This is a genomic window from Streptomyces sp. NPDC090499, assembly GCF_044769305.1.
GTDB lineage: Bacteria > Actinomycetota > Actinomycetes > Streptomycetales > Streptomycetaceae > Streptomyces.
In genome coordinates this window covers 583,419-606,628 of the sequence record NZ_JBIVXP010000004.1, presented here as the reverse complement: position 1 = coordinate 606,628, position 23,210 = coordinate 583,419, and the positions used below count along the sequence as shown (strand labels likewise).

Here is a 23,210-nt window from a genome sequence, read left to right as displayed (position 1 = left end):
GCGCAGTTCCCCGCGCCCCCGAAAGACAGGGGCTTGGCCGCGGGCAGCCGCTCCGCCGCAGGCCGGTGAGGGTTGCTCGCGCAGTTCCCCGCGCCCCCGAAAGACAGGGGCTTGGCCGCGGGCAGCCGCTCCGCCGCAGGCCGGTGAGGGTTGCTCGCGCAGTTCCCCGCGCCCCTACGGGGCGCTGCCATCGCGTCAGCGGCGCTTGCGCAACGCCCTTGTCACCACGATCGCCGATGCCAGCGCCAGTGCCGCCGCGGGTGCGGCCCATCGCAGGGCCGACGCGCCGGCCACGGTCTGCGGCGCCGGGACCGGCGCGTACCGGCCCCTCGGCGGTGCGTGGTCCACCTCTTCCGCGCTGCGGCCGATCATCGTGCGGCGGGCGTGCGCCGCCTCGGCGAAGATCTCGGGAAGCGGCTCCACCACGGACTGCGGCTCCGGTTCCGGCGCGAGCGACGGCGGCGGGACCTCCGTCTCGAAGACCGTGGCCGGTTCGGCGGCAGGCGCCTCTCCCGGACCCTCGCCCAGCCCCTCCGCGAAACGGCTCAGCAGCCTCGTGCCCGCCGCCTGCACCGCCTCCGCCGGCAGCTCCGCGACCCGCCCGTCGGCGGAGGCCGTACCGGTGACCGTGACCGTGCACCCCTCACCCGTCTCCGCGAGGCGGAGGGTCAGCGCCAGTTTCACCGTGCCGGTGCCGCGGGCCTCGGTGGCGTCACCGTCGACCGCGTACGAACCGTCGTCGTGGGCGCTCACGCGCAGGGAGCCCCGGTAGGTGATCGAGTGGCTGCCGATGCGGACCTTGAGGCGGCCGGTGCCGGGGTCGGCGCCCGCGTCCTGCTGGAGGCCGGGGACCGCCCGGGCGACCCGCGCGGGATCGGCCAGCGCCTCCCTGAGCCGCGAGGCCGGGGCCGGGACGTACACCTGGTGCTCCATGGCGAGTGAGCCTACCCACGAGTCGGTCCGGCACACCCTCCCCGACGCACGGCACGCTGCGAGCCTCCTTGACGCGCGGGCCCGTTCAGTACCGGGGGTGCACCAGCGTGGACGGCGGCGGCAACCCGGCCGTCGGCGTCTTCAGGGCGTCCCGCTCCAGTCCCCCTTCCGTGAGCGTCCGCAGCCGCGGGCCGTCGGCCGGGAGGCGCAGCGGCGGCCTCCGGGGACCCGCGGCCGCGAGGAGGAAGCCCCAGTCGTGCGGGGCCCTGGACTCGCCGGCCGAGCGGTCGGGGCCCGGGGTGAAACCGGCGTCCTGGCCGGGGACCCGGTAGGGGGTGACGGCGAGGCCCGCCGCCCGCAGGGTCGCGGCGACCGTCCAGAAGGCGTGCGGGCGGGCCTGGACCGGTCCGGCATGGACGACCAGGCGGCCGCCGGGCGCGAGGGCTCGGCGGACGAGGCCGTAGAACTCCTCGGAGTACAGCTTGGTGCTGGCGGTGATGCCGGGGTCGGGCAGGTCGGCGATGACGACGTCGTAACCGGAGGAGCCGGAGGAGCCGGAGCGGCTTGCCTCGCGCAGCCAGTCGAAGGCGTCGGCGGTGAAGACGCGGACGTGCGGGTCGTCGTAGGCGTGGCCGTTGAGCGCGGACAGGGCGGGGTCGTGGCGGGCGAGGCGGACCAGGCCCGCGTCGAGTTCGACGATGTCGACGCGGTCGACGCCCCGGTGGCGCAGCACTTCGCGCGCGGCCATGCCGTCGCCGCCGCCGAGGATCAGCACGCGCGCGTGCGGGCCGGTCATCGCGGGGTGGACGAGGGCTTCGTGGTACCGGCGTTCGTCGCGGCCGCCGACCCGCAGCCGGCCGTCGAGGAAGAGGTCGAGGGGGCGGCCGTGGGTGCCGCCGGTGAGGACGATCTCCTGGACGTCCGTCTGGAGGGCGACCCGGACCTCGGCGCCGTAGACGGCGTGCCGTGCGGCCCGTTCGAAGTCGCCGACGAGGACGGCGGCGGCGGCGAGGAGGCCGAGGACGGCGACGCCCGCGGCGAGGAGGATCCAGCGGGCCCGGCGGGACAGGTCGCGGCGGAACAGGCCGAGGACCAGGGCGCCCCCGGCGGCGACGTTGACGGTGCCGGTGAGCAGGGTGCCGGTCAGCTGGCCGAGGAAGGGCAGCAGGAGGAACGGGAAGGCGAGGCCGCCGACGAGCGCCCCCACGTAGTCGGCGGCGAACAGGTCGGCGACGGCGCCGCCCGCGTCCTGGCGGCGGATGCGCTGGATGAGCTCCATCAGCAGCGGCACCTCGGCGCCGATGAGCAGGCCGATGGCGAGGGAGAAGGCGACCAGGAGGCAGCGCGGGCCGGCCGCCCACAGGCCGCCCCAGCCGCCGGTCCAGGCGAAGACGGCGTACAGCGCCATGGCGCTGCAGCCGCCGATCAGCGCCAGCGCGGCCTCCACCGCGGCGAACCCGGCCGCCGCGTGCCAGCGCAGCCGTTTCGCGGCGAGCGAGCCGACGCCCATCGCGAAGACCATCACGGACAGCACGACGGAGGCCTGGGTGACCGAGTCGCCGATCAGGTACGAGGCGAGCGCGACCAGTTCGAGTTCGTACACCAGTCCGCAGGCCGCGCAGACGAACACGCACGCGAGCACCAGGAAGCGGCCCGTCCCCGGCCGCACGGGCAGCGGCGCGGGGGCGCCCCAGGGCGGCGGTGTGCCGGGAGGGGCCGGTGCGTGCGGATCGATCACTCTGCGACGTTACGTCACTCGCTCGGTACGCTTCGTCACCCACACGTGTGGAACTCGGGGCCCTTTGACGCCCTGTTGGTTTATGTCATCCGGCCACGGGTTGGGACACCGGGACCCGTACGCCGACCCGGGTCCGGGTCGCGACCAGCTGGCCGTCCTGCGGGTACGCGTGCCAGGTCCGCCAGTGCACCTGGCCCTCGTGGCGCTGGGCCAGCATCGCCGTGAACGCGTGCGGGCTGCCCGGGAAGACCCCGGCGAGGCCGTGCGGATGCTCGGAGACGAGGGCCAGCAGTTCCTGGGCGCGGCCCGCGAAGGAGCCCGGTGACAGCACCTCGACGCGGGCCGCGAACTCGTACTCCCAGTCGCCGTTGCGCTTGGCGACCCCGAGCGGCAGGGGGGTGCTGGACCCCGGGATGCACGCCACCGTCTCCGAACAGCCGCCGCACTCCTCCTCCAGGAGCACCTGGTGGGACGCGCCGAGCAGTCTCAACTGCAGCTTCGCCCCGGTCAGTTCCAGGTCGAGGGTGGCCAGGGCGGGCAGCGGCTCGCGTCCCAGGGCCCAGGCGAGGTCGGCCGCGCGCGTATCGGTGTAGGTGGTGTTCAGGGTCGTGAGCATGGATCGGCTCCGCTAGCACGCAAAAGGGGAGGAGTGTGGTCCGGCGCACCTCGGTCGACACCGGGAGATCGGCCCGGCCGGCCCAGCCGGGGGAGGGTGTCGTCAGGACGCCCGAGGCGCTGCTTTGGTGATTTAGAGGGAATCATGAACTGTGGTGCCGCCACAGCGTTTTTACCCAACTTCGTGGGGTTTCCATCCCTCAGAGGGCTCCACAGCTCAACTGTTCAACCAAGTTGTGCGCCCCACTCCTCCCGGCGCACGCCGGGGCGTCCGGCGAGAGCTCCCCGCTCTCCGTCCGGACGCCCAGGTTCCGCGCCGCCGCGGGCGGCTCAGTTGCCCCCGCCGCCGCAGCCGCCCCCGCCGCCGCCGCACGACGACCCGCCCCCGCAGGACGACCCGCCGCCGCACGAGGAGTGCCCGCCGCCGCAGGAGTGGCCACCCCCGTGATGCCCGCCGTGATGGCCGCCGTGATGGCCGCCGTGCGAGGACGACGACCCCGAGCCCCCGGCCCACCAGCTGCCGGAGCTGTCGTAGGAGGAGGAGCCGCCGCCGCGGTACGCCCCCCTGCCCCCGCCGCCCCTGCGGACCGCCGACGCGATGATCGCGAGGCAGATGACCGCGGCCACCACCACGATGAAGACGGTGCCCATGGCGTCACCTTCTTTCCGTTCCCCCGAAGGCGACCCCCCGTGGGCGCCCCGGCCGCCGCGCGAGAGCGCGGCGTGGACTGGGGATGCCCGGCCGTCGTGGCGGCCAAAGCGGAGTTGAGGAACTTCTGAGGGTCTCTCAGGACAGCCGGCCCCTGGTCAGCGCGAACAGGATCAGGAGGTCGAGCGTCATCACGGGGATGGCCCACAGCGGGTAGTACGGAACGAACATGAACTGGGTGATCAGGCTGATCGCCGCCACCGCTATGCCCGCCCCGCGGCCCCAGCCCTGGTCCGTCAGCACTCCCAGGCCGGCGATGACGAGTGCCAGTCCGACCACGAGGTGAATCCAGCCCCAGGCCGTCAGATCGAACCGGTAGGAGTACCGGGAGGCGGCGAACAGCGTGTCCTGCGCGATGCCGGATGCGCCCATCAGAATGCTGAGGGGGCCGCTGAGCATCATCATGCTCCCGGCGAACAGGGACGCGCCGTTGAACGTTCCGCTGCCTCCGGGCTCCCCGTGTCCTCGCTCCGGCCTGCTCGGCACCGTTGTCATGGCAGGAACCTTCCTGTGCAGCGCGGTCACCGATGCACACTGCCCGCGCGAAGTCGGCCATGCCCTCCTGCCAGCATGGCCGCAATCCCCCGGCGTCGCGACTGCAGCCCGCACCGCCGTCGGGGCATGCCCGCGGGTGCCGCCGGGAAGCCGGGTTGAGGAACGCCGGAGCCTGGGCGCAGGATGGCCGCCATGACCTCCAGCGAACGCCCGCTCCTGAACCGCCGGCTGGCCGAGTTCGGCACCACGATCTTCGCCGAGATGTCCGCCCTCGCCCTGCGCACCGGCTCCATCAACCTGGGGCAGGGCTTCCCGGACACCGACGGTCCCGAGGCGGTCAGGGAGGCCGCCGTGCGCGCGCTGCGCGAGGGGCGCGGCAACCAGTACCCGCCGGGGCCGGGCGTCCCCGAACTGCGCGCCGCGATCGCGGCGCACCAGCAGCGCCGGTACGGGCTGTCGTACGACCCGGACGCCGAGGTGCTGGTGACGGCGGGCGCCACCGAGGCGATCGCGGCCGCGCTGCTGGCCCTGGTGGAGCCCGGGGACGAGGTCGTCGCCCTGGAGCCGTACTACGACTCCTACGCGGCGAGCATCGCGATGGCGGGCGGCACCCGGGTGCCGGTCACCCTGCGCCCCGACGCCGGTGCCTTCCGCCTGGACCTCGACGAACTGCGCGCGGCCGTCACCCCGCGCACCCGCCTCCTCCTCGTCAACACCCCGCACAACCCGACCGGCACGGTCCTCACCCGCGCCGAGCTGACCGCGGTCGCGGAGCTGGCGGTGGAGCGGGACCTGCTGGTGGTGACCGACGAGGTGTACGAGCACCTGGTCTACGACGAGGCCGAACACGTCCCCCTCACCACCCTCCCCGGCATGCGCGAGCGCACGGTCACCATCGGCTCGGCCGGCAAGACGTTCTCCTTCACGGGCTGGAAGGTCGGCTGGGTGACGTCGACGCCGGAGCTGGTCACGGCGGTGCGCTCGGCGAAGCAGTTCCTGACGTACGTCGCCTCGGGCCCCTTCCAGTACGCGGTCGCGGAGGCCCTCGCCCTCCCGGACACGTACTTCGAGGCGTTCCGCCGGGACATGCAGACCAGGCGGGACATCCTCGCGGCGGGCCTGACGGAGGCGGGCTTCCAGGTCTACGACACCGCCGGCACGTACTTCATCACCACCGACATCCGCCCCCTCGGCGAGAGGGACGGCTTCGCCTTCTGCCGTTCCCTGCCGGAGCGGGCGGGGGTCGTCGCCATCCCGAACGCGGTCTTCTACGACCACCGGGAGGCGGGGGCGCCGTTCGTCCGCTTTGCGTTCTGCAAGCGGGCGGAGGTCCTCAAGGAGGCGGCGGAACGGCTGCGGCAGCTGTCGTAGCCGCGGGCGAAGCAGGTGGCCCTAGGATCACCGGCAGGTCCGGCGGGTCCGCAGGCCGGACGAACCGCATGTCATCAAGGAGTTGCTGAAGATCCATGGCTCTTGAGCCGCTCGTGACCGTGGAGACGGCCGACTTCTCCGTCACCTACGTACTGGCCCTGGACGACGACGCCGACACCGTCGAGGACGTCGACGCGGTCGTCCGCGCCCGTGACGGCAAGGGGTGGACCGCGACCTTCATGACCCCTCGGAAGATCGCCGAGGTGCTGGACGACCGGGCCGGCACCGGCGAGTGCGCCGACGGCCCGTACCTGCGGATCCCCGACCTGGTGATCGTCCGCGAAGGCGGCCTGGACGCCATGACCAGGGCCCTGGTCGACCTCTTCGGCACCTACGGCATGGACACCGGCGTCCTGCCGCGCTTCGAGGCCGACGAGGACGAGGACGACTGACCGCACGTGCACGGCCGTGCCCTGCCGGGTCGATCCTGGCGGGCACGCGCCGCCACGGGGGTGCTGCCCCCATCGGGCGCACATTTCTCGCACGCGCCCCGATCCCCCGGCACTGTGCGAATGTGAGCCACGCCAGCACCACCGCCCTCGCCCCGCCCGTCGCGCAGCATCCCGGCGCCCGGCTGTCCGTCGTCACCGCCGGCGGCGTCGCCGTGGGGCTGTTCGCGGCGGTCCGGCTCACCGGCATGGCCGTGCTGGCGCTGGCCGCGTGGGCGGGCGGACGGCATCCGCTGACGCTGCTCGGGAGGTCGTGGGACGCGGCGTGGTACCTGGGGATCGCGGCGCACGGCTACGGCCGCACCCTGTACTTCGGCCCCGGCATCGTCCACAGCGACCTGGCGTTCTTCCCGCTCTACCCGGCCCTCGTCCGGACCCTGACGGCCGTGACCCCGCTCAGCGGGGCAGGCGCGGGGCTGCTGGTGTCGTGGGCGGCCGCCGCCGTCGCCGCGGGCGGGATCTACGCGGTGGGCGCCCGGCTGCACGGCCGCGCGGTGGGCGCCGCCCTGGTGCTGCTCTGGGGGCTGCTCCCGCACTCCGTGGTGCTGTCCATGGCGTACACGGAACCGGTCCTGACCGCCTTCGCGGCCTGGTCGCTGTACGCGGTGCTGGCCGGGAACTGGCTGTGGGCGGGCACCCTGGCGGCGCTGGCCGGGCTGTCCCGTCCGAACGGCTTCGCGGTCGCGGCGGCCGTCCTGCTCGCCGCCGGCCGCGAGGTGTACCGGGCCCGCGGCCGGGTTGCCCACAGGCTGTGGACGGGCGCGGCGCTCGCCCCGCTGGGCTGGACCGCGTACGTCCTGTGGGTCGGCCGCCGCACCGGCGACGCGCTGGGCGGCTACTTCGGCGTACAGCGACTGTGGGGCTCGCGCTTCGACTTCGGCCGGGGTTCGCTGGCGTTCGTCCGTACGCTGCTGCTGCGCGGCGACCGGTTCGTCTTCCCGATGACGATGGTGATCGTGGCGGCGGCGGTGGTCCTGTTCGCCCTGCTGGCCCTGGACCGCGCCCCGCTCCCGCTGCTCGCCTACACCGCCGTGCTCCTGCTGATCGCGCTCGGCGGCTCGGGCTTCTTCGAGTCGAAGCCGCGCTTCCTGCTCCCGGCCTTCCCGCTGCTGCTGCCGCTGGCCCGCGCGCTGGTCCGCACGGCAAGAGCCCGGCCCTGGCACGCGACGGTGGTGGTCACGGCCCTGGCCGGGCTCTCGTACGGCTACGGCACGTACCTCGTCGTGTACGCGCACACACCGCTGTAGGTCCTACTCGTCGCCGTCTTCCGGCTCGTCGGCCTCGTTGACGGCCTCTTCCAGGCCGAGCTGCTCGACCAGCCACTTGTCGAACTCGATCGCGGCCCGCACCCAGCTGACCGTGGACGAGACGAAGTGGTTGATGTCGACGCCCGTGCCGATCAGCATCTGGGCCTCACCGATGAGACGGACGGTGCCGTCGTCGTGGGTGTGGGTGTAGACCTTGGGCCACAGGGTCCGCCGGTTCCAGTCGTCGATCGACTCGAGGAGCTGCGGCTTCTCGTCGATCTTGTGGGGGCGGTCGTAGAACGTCCGCACCGAGAAGACGGCCTGCTCGTCCTCGCCGCGGAACATGAAGTACGTGCGGAACTGCTCCCACGGCGCCGCGAGGTCGCCCTCGTCGTCGACGACGTACTTCAGCTCCATCTGGTCGAGGAGCTGCTTCACAAGATCCTGATCCGGGACGACGGGGCCCGCCGGTCCTTGGGGCTGCGGCTCGGGCTGGCCCCCGAAGTTCGGAATCGAGGACGGGTCGATGGTCACCGTGTTTTTCCCTTCATACGGATTCCGCCATCCTCCCCCATCCGGGGAGGGGGGTGGCAACCCCCGCCCCGGCGGGTTCATCTCGCGTTGGCGGAATTCCGCTCAGAGCGTTTTTCCGGTCTCCTGACCGGCGTTTTCCACGGCCTCCTCCGCCGTCGCCGGCCCCACGATCAGCCCGTCCCCGAACGCGTCCACGCGGATCGTGTCGCCGTCCTTGACCTCGCCGGCCAGGATCTCCTTGGCCAGCCGGTCGCCGATGGCGGTCTGGACCAGGCGGCGCAGCGGGCGGGCGCCGTACGCCGGGTCGTTGCCCTCCTCGGCGAGCCAGGCCAGGGCCTCGGGGGTGATCTCCAGGGCGAGCCGCCGGTCGGCGAGGCGCTTGGCCAGCCGGTCGATCTGGAGCCGGGCGATCCGGGCCAGTTCGTCCTTGGCCAGGGCGGAGAAGACCACCAGGTCGTCGAGGCGGTTCAGGAACTCCGGCTTGAAGGACTGCCGGACCGTCTCCAGGACCTGCCGCTTCTTCTCCTCCTCACCGAGGACCGGGTCGACCAGGTACTGGCTGCCCAGGTTGGACGTCAGCACCAGGATGGTGTTGCGGAAGTCGACCGTGCGGCCCTGGCCGTCGGTGAGGCGGCCGTCGTCCAGCACCTGGAGCAGGATGTCGAAGACCTCGGGGTGCGCCTTCTCCACCTCGTCCAGAAGGACCACGGTGTACGGGCGGCGGCGGACCGCCTCCGTCAGCTGGCCGCCCTCCTCGTAGCCGACGTAGCCGGGCGGGGCGCCGACCAGCCGGGCCACGCTGTGCTTCTCGCTGTACTCCGACATGTCGATACGGACCATCGCCCGCTCGTCGTCGAAGAGGAAGTCGGCGAGGGCCTTGGCGAGTTCGGTCTTGCCGACGCCGGTCGGGCCGAGGAAGAGGAAGGAGCCGGTGGGGCGGTCCGGGTCGGCGATCCCGGCGCGGGACCGCCGTACGGCGTCCGACACCGCGCGTACGGCCTCGGTCTGGCCGATCAGGCGGCGGCCCAGCTCGTCCTCCATGCGGAGCAGCTTCTGGGTCTCGCCCTCCAGCAGGCGCCCGGCCGGGATGCCGGTCCAGGCGGCCACCACGTCCGCGATGTCGTCGGAGCCGACCTCCTCCTTGACCATGGTGTCCCTGGCCGTCTCCTCCTCGGCCTCGGACGCGGCCTCCAGCTCCTTCTCCAGCTGCGGGATCTCGCCGTAGAGGAGCTTGGAGGCGGTGTCGAAGTCGCCGTCGCGCTGGGCGCGTTCGGCGGTGCCGCGCAGGGCGTCGAGCTTCTCCTTCAGCTCACCCACCCGGTTCAGGGACTGCTTCTCGCGCTCCCAGCGGGCGTTGAGGCCGCGCAGGTCCTCCTCCTTGTCGGCGAGGTCGCGGCGCAGCTTCTCCAGGCGCTCCCGGGAGGCCGGGTCGGTCTCCTTCTCCAGCGCCAGCTCCTCCATCTTCAACCGGTCGACGGAACGCTGGAGTTCGTCGATCTCGACCGGGGAGGAGTCGATCTCCATGCGGAGCCGGGAGGCCGCCTCGTCGACCAGGTCGATGGCCTTGTCGGGGAGGAAGCGGGAGGTGATGTAGCGGTCGGAGAGGGTCGCGGAGGCGACGAGTGCCGCGTCCGCGATCTGGACCTTGTGGTGGGCCTCGTAACGGCCCTTCAGGCCGCGGAGGATGGCGATGGTGTCCTCGACGGTCGGCTCGGCGACCAGCACCTGCTGGAAGCGGCGTTCGAGCGCCGGGTCCTTCTCGATGCGCTCGCGGTACTCGTCGAGGGTGGTCGCGCCGACCATGCGCAGTTCGCCGCGGGCCAGCATCGGCTTCAGCATGTTGCCGGCGTCCATGGCGGAGTCGCCGCCCGCGCCCGCGCCGACGACCGTGTGCAGCTCGTCGATGAAGGTGATGATCTGGCCGTCGGAGTCCTTGATCTCGGCGAGGACGGTCTTCAGCCGCTCCTCGAACTCGCCTCGGTACTTCGCACCTGCGACCATCGCGCCGAGGTCCAGCGACACCAGCCGCTTGTCCTTCAGCGACTCGGGCACGTCCCCCTTCACGATCCGCTGGGCGAGCCCCTCGACGACGGCGGTCTTGCCGACGCCGGGCTCGCCGATGAGCACGGGGTTGTTCTTCGTCCGGCGGGACAGCACCTGCACGACCCGGCGGATCTCCTGGTCGCGGCCGATGACGGGGTCGAGCTTGCCGTCCCGGGCGGCGGCGGTGAAGTCGGTGCCGAACTTCTCCAGTGCCTTGTACTGGCCCTCGGGGTCGGCGGTGGTCACCCGGCGCCCGCCGCGCGCCTTCCGGAAGGCCTCCGCCAGCTTCTTCGCACTGGCACCCTGCCGGTCGAGCACCTCGCCGGCCGCGCCACCCTTCGCGGCGATGCCGATGAGCAGGTGCTCGGTGGAAAGGAAGTCGTCGCCGAGCTCCTTGGCGCGTTCGCCCGCGTCGGCGAGGACCGCGAGCAGTTCGCGGTTGGGCTGCGGGGGCGCGACCGTCGAACCGGTCACACTGGGCAGCGCGGCCAGCACACGGTCGGCGCCCTGGCGTACGGCGGCCTGGTCGGCGTCGACGGCCGCGAGCAGGTCGGTGATGTTCTCGTTGTCCTGCCCGGCCAGCAGAGCCAGCAGCAGGTGGGCAGGGGTGAGGTCCGCGTGCCCCTCGGTCACGGCCCGGCTGCTGGCCGCGTTGATCGCGTCCCGGCTCCTGTTGGTCAGCTCGGCGTCCACGTTCGCGTTCTCCTCCTCGGCATCGTTCGGCTGACTCAGCCAACGTACATAAAGTTGAGTCTATTCCACTCAAGATGCGAGTGGGAGCCCTTCCTGGAAGCACCTTTCGGGCAATGAGCACCTACCGCGTGAACCCCGCCGCGCCGAACAAGGCACACCTGCGCTTCTGGCTGGAACGCCACGCGAAGGTGTCTCATCCGCCGGCCGCGGGGCCGGACGGGGCATGGGTGGCGGTGTGCCAGGTGGCGGGACGGCGGTGGGCGACGCTGGAGGGCCGGGCGGCCGTCCGGACCGAGCCGGCGAGGATCGCGGAGGCGGAGCGGCGGTATGCCGAGCGGTGCGGGAGGACGCCCGGGGGGAAACCGTCGAGTGTGGTGATCGAGATCGCGGTGGAGCGGGCGCGGGGGCGCGGCTGAGGGGCGGACACGGGCGGGGCGGCCGACCGGTTCCGGCGACTGGTTTCAGCCACTGTGGGGCACGGCCGAAACTGGCCGAAAAATCGAAATGTCCCCCCAAAACTGCAGCGGCGTCACCGTGTTCAGGTCACGGTGACGCCGCTGCGGGGGGAAGCACCTGAGCGATCTTTTACGACGGGGGAATCGCGTCAGGCACTGCGGGGGGTGGCCGAGATGGTCCGCACGTCCGGGACGTCCGGCTCAGCCAGCCGATGGTCCCGTTGGTCCAGGTTCACAAAGATCATTCCGTACCGGATCGCGCACCGCACGGGCTGGGGGGCACCCCTGGGCTTGCGCAGGCACCGGTACGCCCGTACGTCCTCATCCTCGTCGCGCGTGACGACGACCGGCTCACCGAAGACGGTCACCATCAGCGAGTCGCCACTGTGGGGGATGGCGGTGACCAGGTCGATGAAGTGCCAGCCGGAGCGGTAGGCCGTGGCCATCTCGCGCCGGAAGGAACGGTCATCAGGAGGAGTGGTCACGTCAACTCCACGCACTGTCGTCCGGGGTGACGCTAGTGCTGTCACTTACAGTCGCGTCGGGAGCCGCCACGGACCAGGCACTGTCGGCCCGCACCTCACCCTTCGCGCCGGCGAGGCCACTCAGAGAACCGAAGGCCACAATGGCGGCGAAGGCGGCGACAAGCACCGAGCGAAGCATTCTCTTAGGCATAGCCGGCTTCGTCCTCACTTGAAGGTCCCCTCATTCCCCCGTCCAGGTAAGACGATGGCTCATTCGGGCACATCATGGCCACACGATCGGTGCATCATGTTCCTGCATGTTCAGGACCCTGGGGGGTGGAGATTTGACAACGAATCGGGCGAAAGCTACGCATCCCCATGCGGTGACGGAACTGTGTGAGGATGGCGGCCGTCTGTACGCGAACGCGCTCCGCACAGGACGTATCGCCCGCGCCGACGTGGAACGCGCTCCTTGTCTCATGGAGTTCGCTCTGCTCCATCCGGATCCCGACGACGCGAACTGGCTGCGCCCGGTTCCCCCGGCGGTGGCCCTGGCCCAGCGGCTCAACCCCATCGAACGTGAGATCACCGACCGCCGACGGCTGTCCATCGACCTCGCCGACGCTTTCGAGCCGTTCATGGCGTTGAGCGCACAGACGGCGGAGTCGACGGACTCGATCACCGTGCTGGAAGGGCTCGACCGCATCAACGCCGCGCTCGACCTCGCCACCGCCCAGTGCCGGAACGAGATGCTCACCGTCCAGCCCAGCCACCGCCACCCCGAGCGCAGACTCATCGAGGCGCTGGAGCGCGACAAACCGTTGATCGAACGTGGCGTGCGGATACGCACCCTCTACCAGCACACCGCCCGCTACAGCCCCGAACGGCTCGCCTGGGTGGACCAGTTCTCCGACGGCAAGGCCGAGTACCGGACCATCGACGAACTCGTCGAACGCCTGATCATCTGCGACGAGACGGTTGCCTTCATCCCCACCCGCGACGACCGCCAGGTCGCCCTCGAACTACGCCATTCCGGCCTCGTCCGGTACCTGATCAAAGTATTCGAGTTCATGTGGAATCGCGCCGTACCGCTCAGCGCCGGCGCCCCCTACGAGACCGCTCCCGACGGCATCACCGACATTCAGCACTCGATCGCCAAGTTGTTGGTCGAAGGGCATGTCGACGAGGCCATCGCGCGCCGGCTGGGCATGAACGTCCGCACCTGCCGCGCCCACATCGCCAAGCTGGCCCAGGCGCTCGGCAGCGGCAGCCGTGCGCAGCTCGGCTATCTGATCGCCCAGTCCGGGCTCCTGGACCAGAAGCTCCGTGGGGAGGGCGGCGACCGGTGACGCCGGCCCCGCACACCGAGCACGGCGTCGAGGATCTGTGCGTCGCGGGGACGGAGGTCTACGAGCGCGCCCTCGGCCACGGGCACGTCTCCGTCCGGGAAGCCGCGGGGGTGCCCTGCCTCGTCGACCTCGGCCTGCTGTACCCGGCGCTCGACGACGCCGGCCGGCTGGAGCCCGTCGCCCCGGATGTCGCCCTGACCCGGCTGCTGCGCGGAGCCCGCGCCCGCATCACCGAGGAATGGCGGCTGGAGCAGCGCCTGGTGGAGCTCTTCGAACCGCTGATGAACGTCCAGGGGCCGCCCGGCGCGGCGGCGGACTCCCCGGCGCTGCGGCTGCTGAGCGGCACGCGACGGATCAACCAGGCCATCGGGGAGTCCATGGCGGAGGCCCGGCAGGAAGTCCTGTGCGTCCAGCCGCATGCCGGCCTGGTCGGCGAGCGCGGCGCCCAGGCCCGGCCCGCCGCCCTCGAACGCGACCAGGCGTTCCTCGACCGCGGCGGCCGGTTCCGCACGCTCTACCAGAACACCCTGCGCCATGTGCCCAACGTGTTCGTCTACGCCGAGGTCCTGAAGGGCGACAACGTGGCCCGCGGCCTCGACGAGGTGCCCGACCGGCTCATCGTCATCGACCGGACGGTCGCCTTCCTCCCCGCCAAGGAGGACGGCTCCCTCGCGCTGGAAGTCCGCCACCCGGCGCTGATCGACTACCTGGTCACCGCCTTCGACCGGCTCTGGCGCCTGGCCACCCCGATGTTCCCCAAGGCCGAGCTGCGCCCCACCATCAACGGCATCACCCCCCGCCAGCAGGCCATCGCCGCCCTCCTCGTGGACGGCCACACCGACGCCGTCATCGCCCAACGGCTCGGCATGAACATCCGCACCGCACGCGTCCACATCGCCAAACTCGCCGCCACCCTCGGCAGCGACAGCCGCGCCCAGCTCGGCTACCTCATCGCACGCTCAGGGGTCCTCGACGATGCGGAGTCCACCCCGTGAGCCGGTGCGAGCACGGTGTGGAGGAGCTGTGCGCGGCCGGCGCCGAGCTGTACGAACGCGCCCTGCGCACCGGGCAGGTCGAAGCCCAGGAGGCCGCGGACACGCCCTGTCTCACCGACTTCGGCCTCCTCCATCCGGCCCTCGACGACCCGGACCGGCTGGAGCCCGTGGCGCCCGCCGCAGCCCTGAACCGGCTGCTGCGTTCCGCCCGGGACCGGATCGCCGCCGAACGGCGCCGCGAGGAACGGCTGGTGGACCTGTTCGCACCGCTCATGGGGGCCGACGGCCCGCGCGGCGTCTCCCCGGACATCCCGACGATCAGCGTCCTCAGCGGACTCGATCGCATCGGTGAGGTCATCACCCAGGCCATGATCGCCACTTCCGGTGAACTTCTCGCAGTCCAGCCGCACACCACCAACATGGTGGCCCAAGCCCCTTCCAAGATGCATGTCGAAGCCCTGGCCCGCGACCAGGCCCTGCTCGACCGCGGGGGCCGCATCCGCACCCTCTACCAGCACCCCCTCCGCCACTCCCCCACAGTCATCGCACGCTACGAGCAGATACACGGCGACGTGGAGGCCCGCACGCTCGACGAAGTGACGGCACGCCTCATCGTCATCGACCGCACCGTCGCCTTCCTCCCCGCCAGCAAGGACCGCACCGTCGCTCTCGAGATCCGCCACCCCGCCCTTGTCCGGTACCTCGCCACCACCTTCGACCGCCTCTGGGACCTGGCCACCCCGATGTACCCGGAACCGGCCCGCCGCCCCACCGTCAACGGCATCACCCCCCGCCAGCAGGCCATCGCCGCGCTCCTCGTGGACGGCCACACCGACGCCGTCATCGCCGACCGCCTCGGCATGAACATCCGCACCGCCCGGGTCCACATCGCCAAACTCGCCGACACCCTCGGCAGCGAGAGCCGCGCCCAGCTCGGCTACCTCATCGCACGCTCGGGGATCCTTGATCAGGAAGGCTGACCGAGTCGGAGGCCGCGTCCGAGGCCGGGTCGGGGGTCCCGCCCGCCCCGCCCGGCGGCCGGTCCAGCCCCACCTGTGCTATCCGCACGCCGAGTTGGGTGCGGCTGGCCGCGCCCAGGGTCTCCGAGAGGCGGGCGATGTGGGCGCGGCAGGTGCGCACGCTGATGCCGAGGCGTTCGGCGATGACCGCGTCCTGGTGGCCCTCCGCGAGGAGTGCCGCGATGGACTGCTCCCGGTGCGAGATGCCCTCGATGCCGGTGTCGGGGAGCGGGGCGGTGAGCGGGATCGCGAGGCGCCAGAGGCGTTCGAAGACCGTGACGAAGTACTCGACGAGGGCGGGGTGGCGCAGCTCCAGGGCCATCGTGCGGTCCGCGTTCGCGGGGATGAACGCCACCGTGCGGTCGAAGAGGATGAGCCGGTCGATGACCTCGTCGAGGGTACGGGCCTCGACCGCGTCGCCCATCAGCTCCAGGTAGTTGAGCAGGCCCTGGCCGTGCCGGGCGACGTGCGTGTACAGGTCGCGCATCCGCACGCCCCGCCCGCGCAGGGCGACGGCCCGGTGCAGGCCCTCGGTCAGCTCCGACTCGCGCCGGATACCGCCCGGCTGCACGGTCAGCACCTCCTGCGTGCACGCCTCCGTCGCCTCGTCCATGGCCGCCTGGATCCGGGACAGCCCGTCGAGCACCCGGATGGCCGCCGTGCCCTCCGCGGACGCCGAGACGGCCTGCAGATGCCGTCCCAGACCCGCGTACCACTCGAACGCCGCGACCGCCGACCCCATCCGCCGCTGGCTGTCCGTCACCTCGTCGTAGACCCCGCGCAGCAGCCGGGTCATGACCTCCTGCGGGGCGGTCGGCACCAGCCAGTCCATGTCGTCGGGATCGGGGTGCAGCAGCGCCAGTTCAAGCAGGCAGGGCACCGCGTCGGCATCCGTGCGCGGCACCCGGCCCCGGCGCACGGCCCGGGAGTACACCCGGTCCCCGGCGGTGCACAGCCGGTCGGCACCGTGTGGATGCTCCTCCGTCCCGTGCCCGGCCATCGCCCATTCCACCCCCGGTTTGCTGCCTCTTCCGCAGCGCAACTATGAGCGGTCCGGACCGGGTCCGCAACACGGCTCCCCTCACACGGGGCGCCGTAATGCCCGGATGCGACCGGATATCACACCGCCTCCGCCGACCGCGTTGCAACAAGATGACGGTGGTGGCAGGGGGGTGGGCGCGGCATCGTGGGAGCCGCTTCCCACGGGTGTCGCCGGACACCCGGCGGGGCCCCGGGCCATCCTCCCCCGATCGGTCCGGGGCCCCGTGCAACGCGCCCACGGGGGAGATGCGTTGCAGGGAGGGCCGCTCGCGGGCACGTGGCGCGGCGGTCCCGGCGAATCCCCGAAATCCGCCAGTGATCGCCGCGTTACGTGCCCGCTCTAACGTCCCTGCATGGCGGACATATTCGACGCGTACGCGTTGGCCGACGCGTGGGACGAGATGTTTGTGCGGCCGGGTGAGGTCAGGACCGCCTATGAGCCGGTACTGGCTGCGCTCCAGCCGATCGAACCGAGTGAACTGCGGTTCCGGGCCGACCAGATGGCGCGGGCCTTCACCGACCGGGGGGTGACCTACGCCTTCGCGGGCGAGGAACGGCCCTGGCCACTGGACCTGGTGCCGAGGATCCTCGACGCCCTGGAGTGGGATCTCGTACGAAGAGGCGTGGCCCAGCGCGTGCGGGCCCTTGAGGCCTATCTGGCCGACGCCTACGGACACGCGCGGGCCTTCGAGGACGGGGTGGTGCCCTGGCGGCTGCTGCTGGGCTCGCCGCACTTCCACCGGGCCGCGCACGCGGTGGAGCCGCCCGGCGGGGTGCGCATCCATGTGGCCGGAATCGACCTGGTCCGCGACGAGGCCGGGGCCTTCCGGGTCCTGGAGGACAACGTGCGGGTGCCGAGCGGGGTGTCGTACGTCATCGAGAACCGGCGCGCGATGACCCGGATCTTCCCCTCGCTCTTCGCCGAGCAGCACGTGCTCCCGGTGGACGGGTACCCGGGACGGCTGCTCGCCGCCCTGCGGGCCGCCGCACCGGGCGGGGCGGCGAACGATCCCCGGGTGGTCGTCCTCACCCCCGGGCCCAGCAACGCCGCCTACTTCGAACACGCCCTGCTGGCCCGCCTGATGGGCGTGCAGCTGGTGGAGGGGCACGACCTGGTGTGCCGGAGCAACCGGGTGTGGATGCGGACGACGCGCGGCGAGGTGCCCGTGCACGTCGTGTACCGGCGCCTGGACGACGACTTCCTCGACCCCCTGCACTTCCGCCCCGACTCGGTGATCGGCTGCCCCGGCATCCTGAACGCCGCCATCGCGGGGAACGTCACACTCGCGAACGCCGTCGGCAACGGCATCGCGGACGACAAACTCCTCTACACCTACGTCCCGGACCTGATCCGCTACTACCTCGGCGAGGAGCCGGTCCTCCCCAACGTGGAGTCCTACCGGCCGGACGAACCAGGGCAGTTGGAGGCCGTCCTCGACCAGCTCGACCAGCTGGTCGTGAAGCCCGTGGACGGGGCGGGCGGGCAGGGCATCGTGATCGGCCCGAAGGCCGACCGGGCGACCCTGGAACGCACTCGCAAAGCCGTCGCGGCCGACCCGCGCGGCTTCATCGCGCAGCGCCCGGTGGCCCTCTCCACCTCCCCCACCCTCTCGGGTGAACGGATGGCCCCGCGCCACATTGACCTGCGGCCGTTCGCCGTGAACGACGGCGACGGCATCTGGGTACTGCCCGGCGGCCTCACCCGGGTCGCGCTCCAGGAGGGCAACCTGATCGTCAACTCCAGCCAGGGCGGCGGCTCCAAGGACACCTGGGTGCTCGCCGAGGGCCCGGCGGAGCGACCCGAGCCGGTCGGCGCGGGCCCGATCCCCGCGGTCGCCCCGCGCCGCCTCGGCCCCGACGGCACCCGTGCGGTCGGGGCGGAAGGAGCGCAGCAGCAGTGAACGACGTGATCCTCTCCCGTATCGCCGAGTCGCTGACCTGGACCGGGCGGTACGTCGAACGGGCCGACGCCACCGGCCGGATCCTCGACGCCTACCTGCACCGGATGCTGGAGGACCCCTGGCGCGACGAGGACGCCGCCTGCCGGTCGCTGTACGCGATCCTCGGCGTGGACGCCGGCGCGGCACGGGTCGACATGCAGCAGGTCCTGGACCAGCTCGCCTTCGACGCCCGTTCCACCTGTTCCATCGAGGGCGCGCTGGGCGCCGCCCGGCTGAACGCGCGCAGCGCCCGCGAGGCCGTCTCCTCGGAGATGTGGGAGTGCCTCAACTCCACCTGGCACGCGCTCGGCGACCGGCGCCGCGCGGCCCGCCGTACCGGCCCCTACGCCTACCTGGAGCTGGTGCGCAGCCGGGCCGCGCTCTTCTTCGGGCTGGCCGACTCGACGATGAGCCGGGACGACAGCTGGCGGTTCGTCGTCCTCGGGCGGAGCCTGGAGCGGGTGGACATGACGGTACGGCTGCTCTCGGTGCGGGTGCTGGACGCGGCGCACGCGCCGGACTGGCCGACGCTGCTCAGCGCGAGCGGCGCCGACGAGGCGTACGCGCGGGTGCACACCGGCTTCGGCGACACCCCGCGGGTGGCCGAGTTCCTGCTCCTGGACCGGGACTTCCCGCGCTCGGCGCTGCACGCGCTGACCACGGCCGAGGAGTGCCTGGCCGCGCTCGGCCGGCCCCGCCAGGACCCGGCCCGCTCCCCCGTCGGCCGGGCCCGCACCCGCCTCGAATACCTCGACACCGTCTCCCTGGAGGAGCAGCTGCCGGTCCTGCTGCGCGACCTCCAGCAGGCCTGCATGGCGTGCGCCGACGCGGTGGCCGAGCGGTTCTTCCCGTACCAGGGGCCCGTGCAGTGGGCCCAGGAAGGGGCCTGAGATGGCTCGTCGCCTCCGTATCCGGCACACCACCCGGGTCTCCTACGCACAGCCCGCGGCCTCCTCGCACAACGAGGTCCGGATGACGCCGCTGACCCTGCCGGGGCAGACCACGCTGGACGCGCGGGTCATGGTGCAGCCGGCGACCGCCGTCTGGTCGTACTGGGACTACTGGGGCACCCAGGTCACCGGCTTCGACCTCCTCGACCCGCACGAGGATCTGACGATCACCGCGTCGAGTCTGGTGGAGACGATGGCGCCGGGGCCGCTGCCGACCGCGCCGGGGTGGGCCGAGCTGGCCGAACGGGCTTCGGGGTCGCGGCTGTTGGAGTTCGTGGCGCCGACCGGTCGTACGTCGGTGCCGAAGAAGCTGGTGAAGAAGGCGTCGGGGGCCGCGGAGGGGCTGGGGCCGCACGAGGCCGCGGTGGCCGTGTCCGGGATGGTCGCCGACCGGGTGACGTACCTGCCGGGGGCGACCGGGGTGAACACCTCGCCCGCGGAGGCCTGGGCCCAGCGGGCGGGCGTCTGCCAGGACATCACCCACCTCACCGTCGCCCTGCTGCGGGGGCTGGGGCTGCCGGCCCGGTACGTCTCCGGGTACCTGCACCCGGAGCGGGAGGCCGAGCTGAACCGGCCCGTCGCCGGGCAGAGCCACGCCTGGATCGAGTACTGGGCCGGCGACTGGTGCGGGTACGACCCGACGAACCGGGTGCGGGCCGGCGAGGACCACGTGGTGGTGGGGCGGGGCCGTGACTACGACGACGTCACCCCCCACAAGGGGATCTACCGGGGGGTGCCGGGAGGGGCGCCGGAGGTGACCGTGGAGTTCACGAGGGTCGCGTAGCCGTCCGCGGGCGCGTGCGGGCGGGCGGGGTGCCTCCCCGCCCGCCGCCCTTGGGCAGGGCCTACCTGAGGCCGGCCGCCTCGCAGGCCGACTTGTACGCGGCCGTGCAGATCTGCGAGATCTTGTAGATGCCGTCCGCGACGACGGTGTCCTTGATCTTGCTCTTGGTCACGGCGCTGACCTGCACCAGCTGGGACGGGATGTCCTTGTTGGTCGGGCTGTCGACGGTGTCCTGGGTGAGCGCGTCGAACTGGATGTCCTTGCCCTGCACCTTGTAGACGGCCATCTGGGCGGCGGCCTCGGCCTCGTCGGGGTACGGCTTGTAGACCGTCATGTACTGCTCGCCGGCGAGGATCCGCTGGATGGCGTCGAGGTCCGCGTCCTGGCCGGTGATCGGCGGCATGTCGGTCACGCCCGCCGCCTTGAGGGCCTTGACGACACCGCCCGCCATCGCGTCGTTGGCGGAGTAGACGGCGGCGATGTTGTCCTTGCCGAGCAGGCCGACGGCCTTGGTGACCTCCTGCTCGGCGATGTCCGGGTTCCAGTCCTTGGTGTCGTACGAGTAGCCCGCGGTCGTCACCTTGCCGTTCAGCTCGGACAGGGCGCCCGTCTTGAACTGCTTGGCGTTGGGGTCGGTCGGCGAGCCGTTGATCATGACGACCTTGTCGGAGGTGTCGACGTTCGAGCCGAGCGCCTCCAGGAGGGTGCGGGCCTGGACCTCGCCCACCAGTTCGTTGTCGAAGGAGACGTAGGCGTCGATGGGGCCCTCGGCGAGGCGGTCGTAGGCGATGACCGGGATGCCCGCGGCCTTGGCCTTCTTCACCGCGCTCGCGATGGCGTGCGCGTCGACGGAGTCCAGGATGATCACGTCGACCTTGTCGTCGATCATCTGCTGCATCTGCGTCGCCTGGGTGGCGGCTGACGAGGCGGCGTTCTGGTAGTCCACCTTGCCCTGGTTGTTGGTGAGCTCGGCGATCTTCGACTTCATGATCGGGTAGTCGAAGTTGGTGTACCGGGTGTTGATCTTGTCCGGCATGAGCACACCCACCGTGATGTCGTTGCCCTTCGTCGGGGTCGCGGACGTCGACGATCCTGTCGCGTTGAGCGCGCCGCAGCCGGCAAGCGAAAGGGTCATCGTGGACGCGGCCACAAACATGGCTATACGACGCATACGGGGGCTCACTTCAGGTGCGTTCCGGACGTGGGCTGCTTTGCGACCCAGATGTCTGAAAAGACAACGCGTACGCAACACCCGGCGTCAAGCGGAATCACTTAACGAGTGCGCAACACCACGCTCCGCTGCACCTGTGAAGGAGGAGCGGAACCCCCTCCAAACACTCTTTACGGACCCTCCATCCAAAGGGAGTTCATCGGGAGGCAAAGATCAGTACAACCAAGTCCATTCCTCGCGAGTCGACATCAGGAACGGCCATCCCGGTCGTACTCACTTGTACGACGCGACCAGAGGATCGAATGAACCGCTCCTGGCGTTGCTGGACCGTGATGGCCAACTCGCCGTGCTCCGGACCCCTGGTCCGGGTGACCTCGCGAACGGTCTTCGAGGTCGGGGAACAGCGCGAGTTGGTCACCTCGGCACGGTCGGGTCTTGCCGCCTGGCTCGGGCGTGCCTGCCGTCCTGGGTGGGCTCGCGGTTCCGCACGCTCTTGGTGTGGACACGGCCTGGCCGGTAGCTCTCCCCACACTCATCCTCCGGTGAGCGGGGGTCACACCTGGCCGACGCCGAATCCCATACCCAAGGGCGCGCCTGCCGATGGCCACTCCAGCTGCATGATGCCGGGTGACCGTGATCTTCTTCGACTGCCGCTGCAACGGCCTGGTCCAGTGCTGCCCGCCCCAGCGGCTGGTGTAGGCGGGGTCGACCGCTACGACCACCAGGCCCCGGTGGTTGGCCATACCGCGCAGCCGTTCCCGGAAGCGGGCAGTGGGGATTCCTGCCACCGTATGGCGGAAGTGTCTGCCGCGTCTGCCCTTGCCCATGGACTCCCGCCCGGTGGCACGAGCGTCGGCGAATCCCAAGTTCTCGATGGCCATCCCGACGCAGCCGTGCTTGCGGGCGAGCTCGATCAGGTCGCTGATCGCGGCGCGCAGCCGTCCGTCCCGGGTGCTGGTGGGACCCGTCAGGTCGAGCGGGATGGTGACCGGATCGCCGATCGGGTTGCCGTGCACATCGAGCACGCAGGCGGCGAGGTGGTCGGCGTTCAGATCGACGCCCAGCAGCCGCGCGCTTCGCGTCTTGAGCTCCTCCGGAGTGGGCAACACGGTGAAGTCGGCCGACCAACTTGCGTCCAGGTACCAACGGCCGCTTGCCGGGTCGCAGGCAATGTCGTAGCGCACGGCCCGATGTGCGGTGACGCGGTCCAGCCATTCCTCGCGACGGTGCGAGAACCGCACCGTGCCAGTCAGCTGGTAGCGACCCCGAGGCGCATTGGACAAGTGTCTCAGCGGCTCAGGCAGCACGATCGTCACCGAGCCACAGGACGGATCAACCGTGATGGTGTAGTTGCCGTACGAGGCGCCGGACTCGCCATCCGCAGTCAGGAACAGCCTCACGCCCTCCCACCGCTCGCGCCACTGGGCCTCGGTCAGCCGGGCATCGGCGAGGTTGTGCCGCAGCTTTAGGAGGCGCCTACCACCGACGACAACCGAAGGGCACCCCGAGGCGATCTTCTGCTCCACGACGGCGAGCCGGGCCTTGAGCGCCTGCACGCGATGCTGCTTCTGAACGCGTTCATTCCGGTCGGCGTAACCGCGGACACCGTCCTTCGACCGCTTGCCGCAGGGAGCGGCCAGGCGCCGGGTGATGATGCGGATGGATCGGCGCAGTCCGACCCGCTCGTCGTTCAGGCAGCGAATCGACAGCTGGTACTGATCCTCCGAGACACGAGTCATTGCCCCGGCCCAACGGGACGAGGAGACCGCAGTGAGTTTCTTCTTCCGCTCTGCCCGCTTGGTGTCCTTCGCCTTGACCTGCCCAAGCCTGATGCGCTCGACCAGGTCGGCCCGTTGATGGTGACCAAGGTGCCTGCCCAGCAGGCGGAGCACCTTCTCATCGGCGGGATCCGGACGCAGCCGATCTCTGATCCGCGTCCCTGACGGCGCGGCAACCGTGAACGGAGTCGCCAGCACACGCAATGCACGCTTCCTCCCGCGCTTGCCTGCCACCGTCGACCTCTCCCCCTCTGGATCACTGCGAACTCAGCGGCCACCGCCGATCATGCGTTCCAAGAGCTCAGGAATCCTGACAATCCCCCCCGTTCACCCTTATGGGCGACACGATGGCGCTCTTCACCGTCCGAACGACGCCG

General features: G+C 71.4%; 21 protein-coding genes. 10 read left to right on the top strand and 11 right to left on the bottom strand.

All coding sequences use genetic code 11. The features are described from left to right. Positions 1–195 precede the first annotated feature (195 nt). The 5 genes from ACIQVL_RS18395 to ACIQVL_RS18375 all read right to left on the bottom strand — a co-directional run bounded on the left by ACIQVL_RS18395 (position 196) and on the right by ACIQVL_RS18375 (position 4,490). Complete coding sequence (locus ACIQVL_RS18395) at positions 196–933, bottom strand: SRPBCC family protein (protein ID WP_403475798.1); 738 nt, start codon at positions 931–933, stop codon at positions 196–198. An 85-nt stretch (positions 934–1,018) separates the two neighbouring features. After that, complete coding sequence (locus tag ACIQVL_RS18390; protein WP_403439797.1) at positions 1,019–2,671, bottom strand: polyamine aminopropyltransferase; 1,653 nt, start codon at positions 2,669–2,671, stop codon at positions 1,019–1,021. A gap of 85 nt (positions 2,672–2,756) precedes the next feature. Further along, positions 2,757–3,287 carry a DUF2617 family protein gene (locus ACIQVL_RS18385; RefSeq protein WP_403439796.1) on the bottom strand — a complete coding sequence of 177 codons (531 nt, stop codon included), beginning with the start codon at positions 3,285–3,287 and terminating at the stop codon, positions 2,757–2,759. A gap of 329 nt (positions 3,288–3,616) precedes the next feature. Next, positions 3,617–3,937, bottom strand: a complete 321-nt coding sequence (locus ACIQVL_RS18380; RefSeq protein WP_403439794.1) for a hypothetical protein — start codon at positions 3,935–3,937, stop codon at positions 3,617–3,619. A 136-nt stretch (positions 3,938–4,073) separates the two neighbouring features. Beyond that, on the bottom strand, positions 4,074–4,490 hold the full coding sequence (locus ACIQVL_RS18375; RefSeq protein WP_403439792.1) for a hypothetical protein: 417 nt from the start codon (positions 4,488–4,490) through the stop codon (positions 4,074–4,076). A gap of 183 nt (positions 4,491–4,673) precedes the next feature. Here ACIQVL_RS18375 and ACIQVL_RS18370 point away from each other — a divergent pair, with 183 nt between their 5' ends. The 3 genes from ACIQVL_RS18370 to ACIQVL_RS18360 all read left to right on the top strand — a co-directional run bounded on the left by ACIQVL_RS18370 (position 4,674) and on the right by ACIQVL_RS18360 (position 7,617). Further along, on the top strand, positions 4,674–5,861 hold the full coding sequence (locus ACIQVL_RS18370) for a pyridoxal phosphate-dependent aminotransferase (protein ID WP_403475797.1): 1,188 nt from the start codon (positions 4,674–4,676) through the stop codon (positions 5,859–5,861). Between the two features lie 95 nt (positions 5,862–5,956). Further along, positions 5,957–6,313 (top strand): hypothetical protein, encoded by a 357-nt coding sequence (locus tag ACIQVL_RS18365; RefSeq protein ID WP_403439788.1) that lies wholly within the window; start codon positions 5,957–5,959, stop codon positions 6,311–6,313. Positions 6,314–6,435: 122 nt separating this feature from the next. Then, positions 6,436–7,617, top strand: a complete 1,182-nt coding sequence (locus tag ACIQVL_RS18360; RefSeq protein ID WP_403439787.1) for a hypothetical protein — start codon at positions 6,436–6,438, stop codon at positions 7,615–7,617. A 3-nt stretch (positions 7,618–7,620) separates the two neighbouring features. Here the strand turns inward: ACIQVL_RS18360 and ACIQVL_RS18355 are convergent, their stop codons facing one another. Both ACIQVL_RS18355 and clpB read right to left on the bottom strand, forming a co-directional pair. After that, positions 7,621–8,151: a YbjN domain-containing protein gene (locus ACIQVL_RS18355; protein WP_351486951.1), complete on the bottom strand. Its 531-nt coding sequence runs from the start codon at positions 8,149–8,151 to the stop codon at positions 7,621–7,623. Positions 8,152–8,253: 102 nt separating this feature from the next. Next, positions 8,254–10,887: an ATP-dependent chaperone ClpB gene (gene clpB / locus ACIQVL_RS18350; protein WP_403439785.1), complete on the bottom strand. Its 2,634-nt coding sequence runs from the start codon at positions 10,885–10,887 to the stop codon at positions 8,254–8,256. A 113-nt stretch (positions 10,888–11,000) separates the two neighbouring features. Here clpB and ACIQVL_RS18345 point away from each other — a divergent pair, with 113 nt between their 5' ends. Next, positions 11,001–11,303: a nitrilase gene (locus tag ACIQVL_RS18345; RefSeq protein ID WP_403475796.1), complete on the top strand. Its 303-nt coding sequence runs from the start codon at positions 11,001–11,003 to the stop codon at positions 11,301–11,303. A 188-nt stretch (positions 11,304–11,491) separates the two neighbouring features. Here the strand turns inward: ACIQVL_RS18345 and ACIQVL_RS18340 are convergent, their stop codons facing one another. Continuing rightward, on the bottom strand, positions 11,492–11,788 hold the full coding sequence (locus ACIQVL_RS18340) for a (2Fe-2S)-binding protein (RefSeq protein ID WP_167449907.1): 297 nt from the start codon (positions 11,786–11,788) through the stop codon (positions 11,492–11,494). Positions 11,789–12,123: 335 nt separating this feature from the next. Between ACIQVL_RS18340 and ACIQVL_RS18335 the strand changes: the two genes are divergently transcribed. Genes ACIQVL_RS18335 through ACIQVL_RS18325 form a run of 3 tightly spaced genes read left to right on the top strand, consistent with a single transcriptional unit; the run spans position 12,124 to position 15,130 of the window. After that, positions 12,124–13,155, top strand: coding sequence for a helix-turn-helix transcriptional regulator (locus ACIQVL_RS18335; protein ID WP_403439783.1), 1,032 nt, complete (start codon positions 12,124–12,126; stop codon positions 13,153–13,155). Next, on the top strand, positions 13,152–14,150 hold the full coding sequence (locus ACIQVL_RS18330) for a helix-turn-helix transcriptional regulator (RefSeq protein WP_403439781.1): 999 nt from the start codon (positions 13,152–13,154) through the stop codon (positions 14,148–14,150). The genes ACIQVL_RS18335 and ACIQVL_RS18330 overlap by 4 nt, the downstream gene beginning before the upstream one ends. Continuing rightward, complete coding sequence (locus ACIQVL_RS18325; RefSeq protein ID WP_403475795.1) at positions 14,147–15,130, top strand: helix-turn-helix transcriptional regulator; 984 nt, start codon at positions 14,147–14,149, stop codon at positions 15,128–15,130. Before ACIQVL_RS18330 ends, ACIQVL_RS18325 begins: the two co-directional genes overlap by 4 nt. On the opposite strand, the gene ACIQVL_RS18320 is transcribed toward ACIQVL_RS18325, so the two are convergent. Next, positions 15,093–16,169 (bottom strand): LuxR C-terminal-related transcriptional regulator, encoded by a 1,077-nt coding sequence (locus ACIQVL_RS18320; protein ID WP_403475794.1) that lies wholly within the window; start codon positions 16,167–16,169, stop codon positions 15,093–15,095. The two genes, ACIQVL_RS18325 and ACIQVL_RS18320, sit on opposite strands and share 38 nt — an antisense overlap. A gap of 394 nt (positions 16,170–16,563) precedes the next feature. Between ACIQVL_RS18320 and ACIQVL_RS18315 the strand changes: the two genes are divergently transcribed. From ACIQVL_RS18315 to ACIQVL_RS18305, 3 genes are read left to right on the top strand one after another with little or no spacing between them, the layout of a single operon-like run. Continuing rightward, positions 16,564–18,111 (top strand): circularly permuted type 2 ATP-grasp protein, encoded by a 1,548-nt coding sequence (locus tag ACIQVL_RS18315; RefSeq protein WP_403475793.1) that lies wholly within the window; start codon positions 16,564–16,566, stop codon positions 18,109–18,111. Next, a complete protein-coding gene (locus ACIQVL_RS18310) occupies positions 18,108–19,040 on the top strand; it encodes an alpha-E domain-containing protein (protein ID WP_403439773.1) in 933 nt (310 codons plus the stop codon). The genes ACIQVL_RS18315 and ACIQVL_RS18310 overlap by 4 nt, the downstream gene beginning before the upstream one ends. A gap of 1 nt (position 19,041) precedes the next feature. Continuing rightward, a complete protein-coding gene (locus tag ACIQVL_RS18305) occupies positions 19,042–19,884 on the top strand; it encodes a transglutaminase N-terminal domain-containing protein (RefSeq protein ID WP_403475792.1) in 843 nt (280 codons plus the stop codon). A gap of 61 nt (positions 19,885–19,945) precedes the next feature. Here ACIQVL_RS18305 and ACIQVL_RS18300 read toward each other — a convergent pair whose 3' ends face one another. Beyond that, entirely contained in the window at positions 19,946–21,055 is a 1,110-nt protein-coding gene (locus ACIQVL_RS18300; protein ID WP_403439770.1) for a sugar ABC transporter substrate-binding protein, read from the bottom strand. Positions 21,056–21,303: 248 nt separating this feature from the next. Then, positions 21,304–23,067 (bottom strand): hypothetical protein, encoded by a 1,764-nt coding sequence (locus ACIQVL_RS18295; protein ID WP_403439768.1) that lies wholly within the window; start codon positions 23,065–23,067, stop codon positions 21,304–21,306. Between the last annotated feature and the right edge of the window lie 143 nt (positions 23,068–23,210).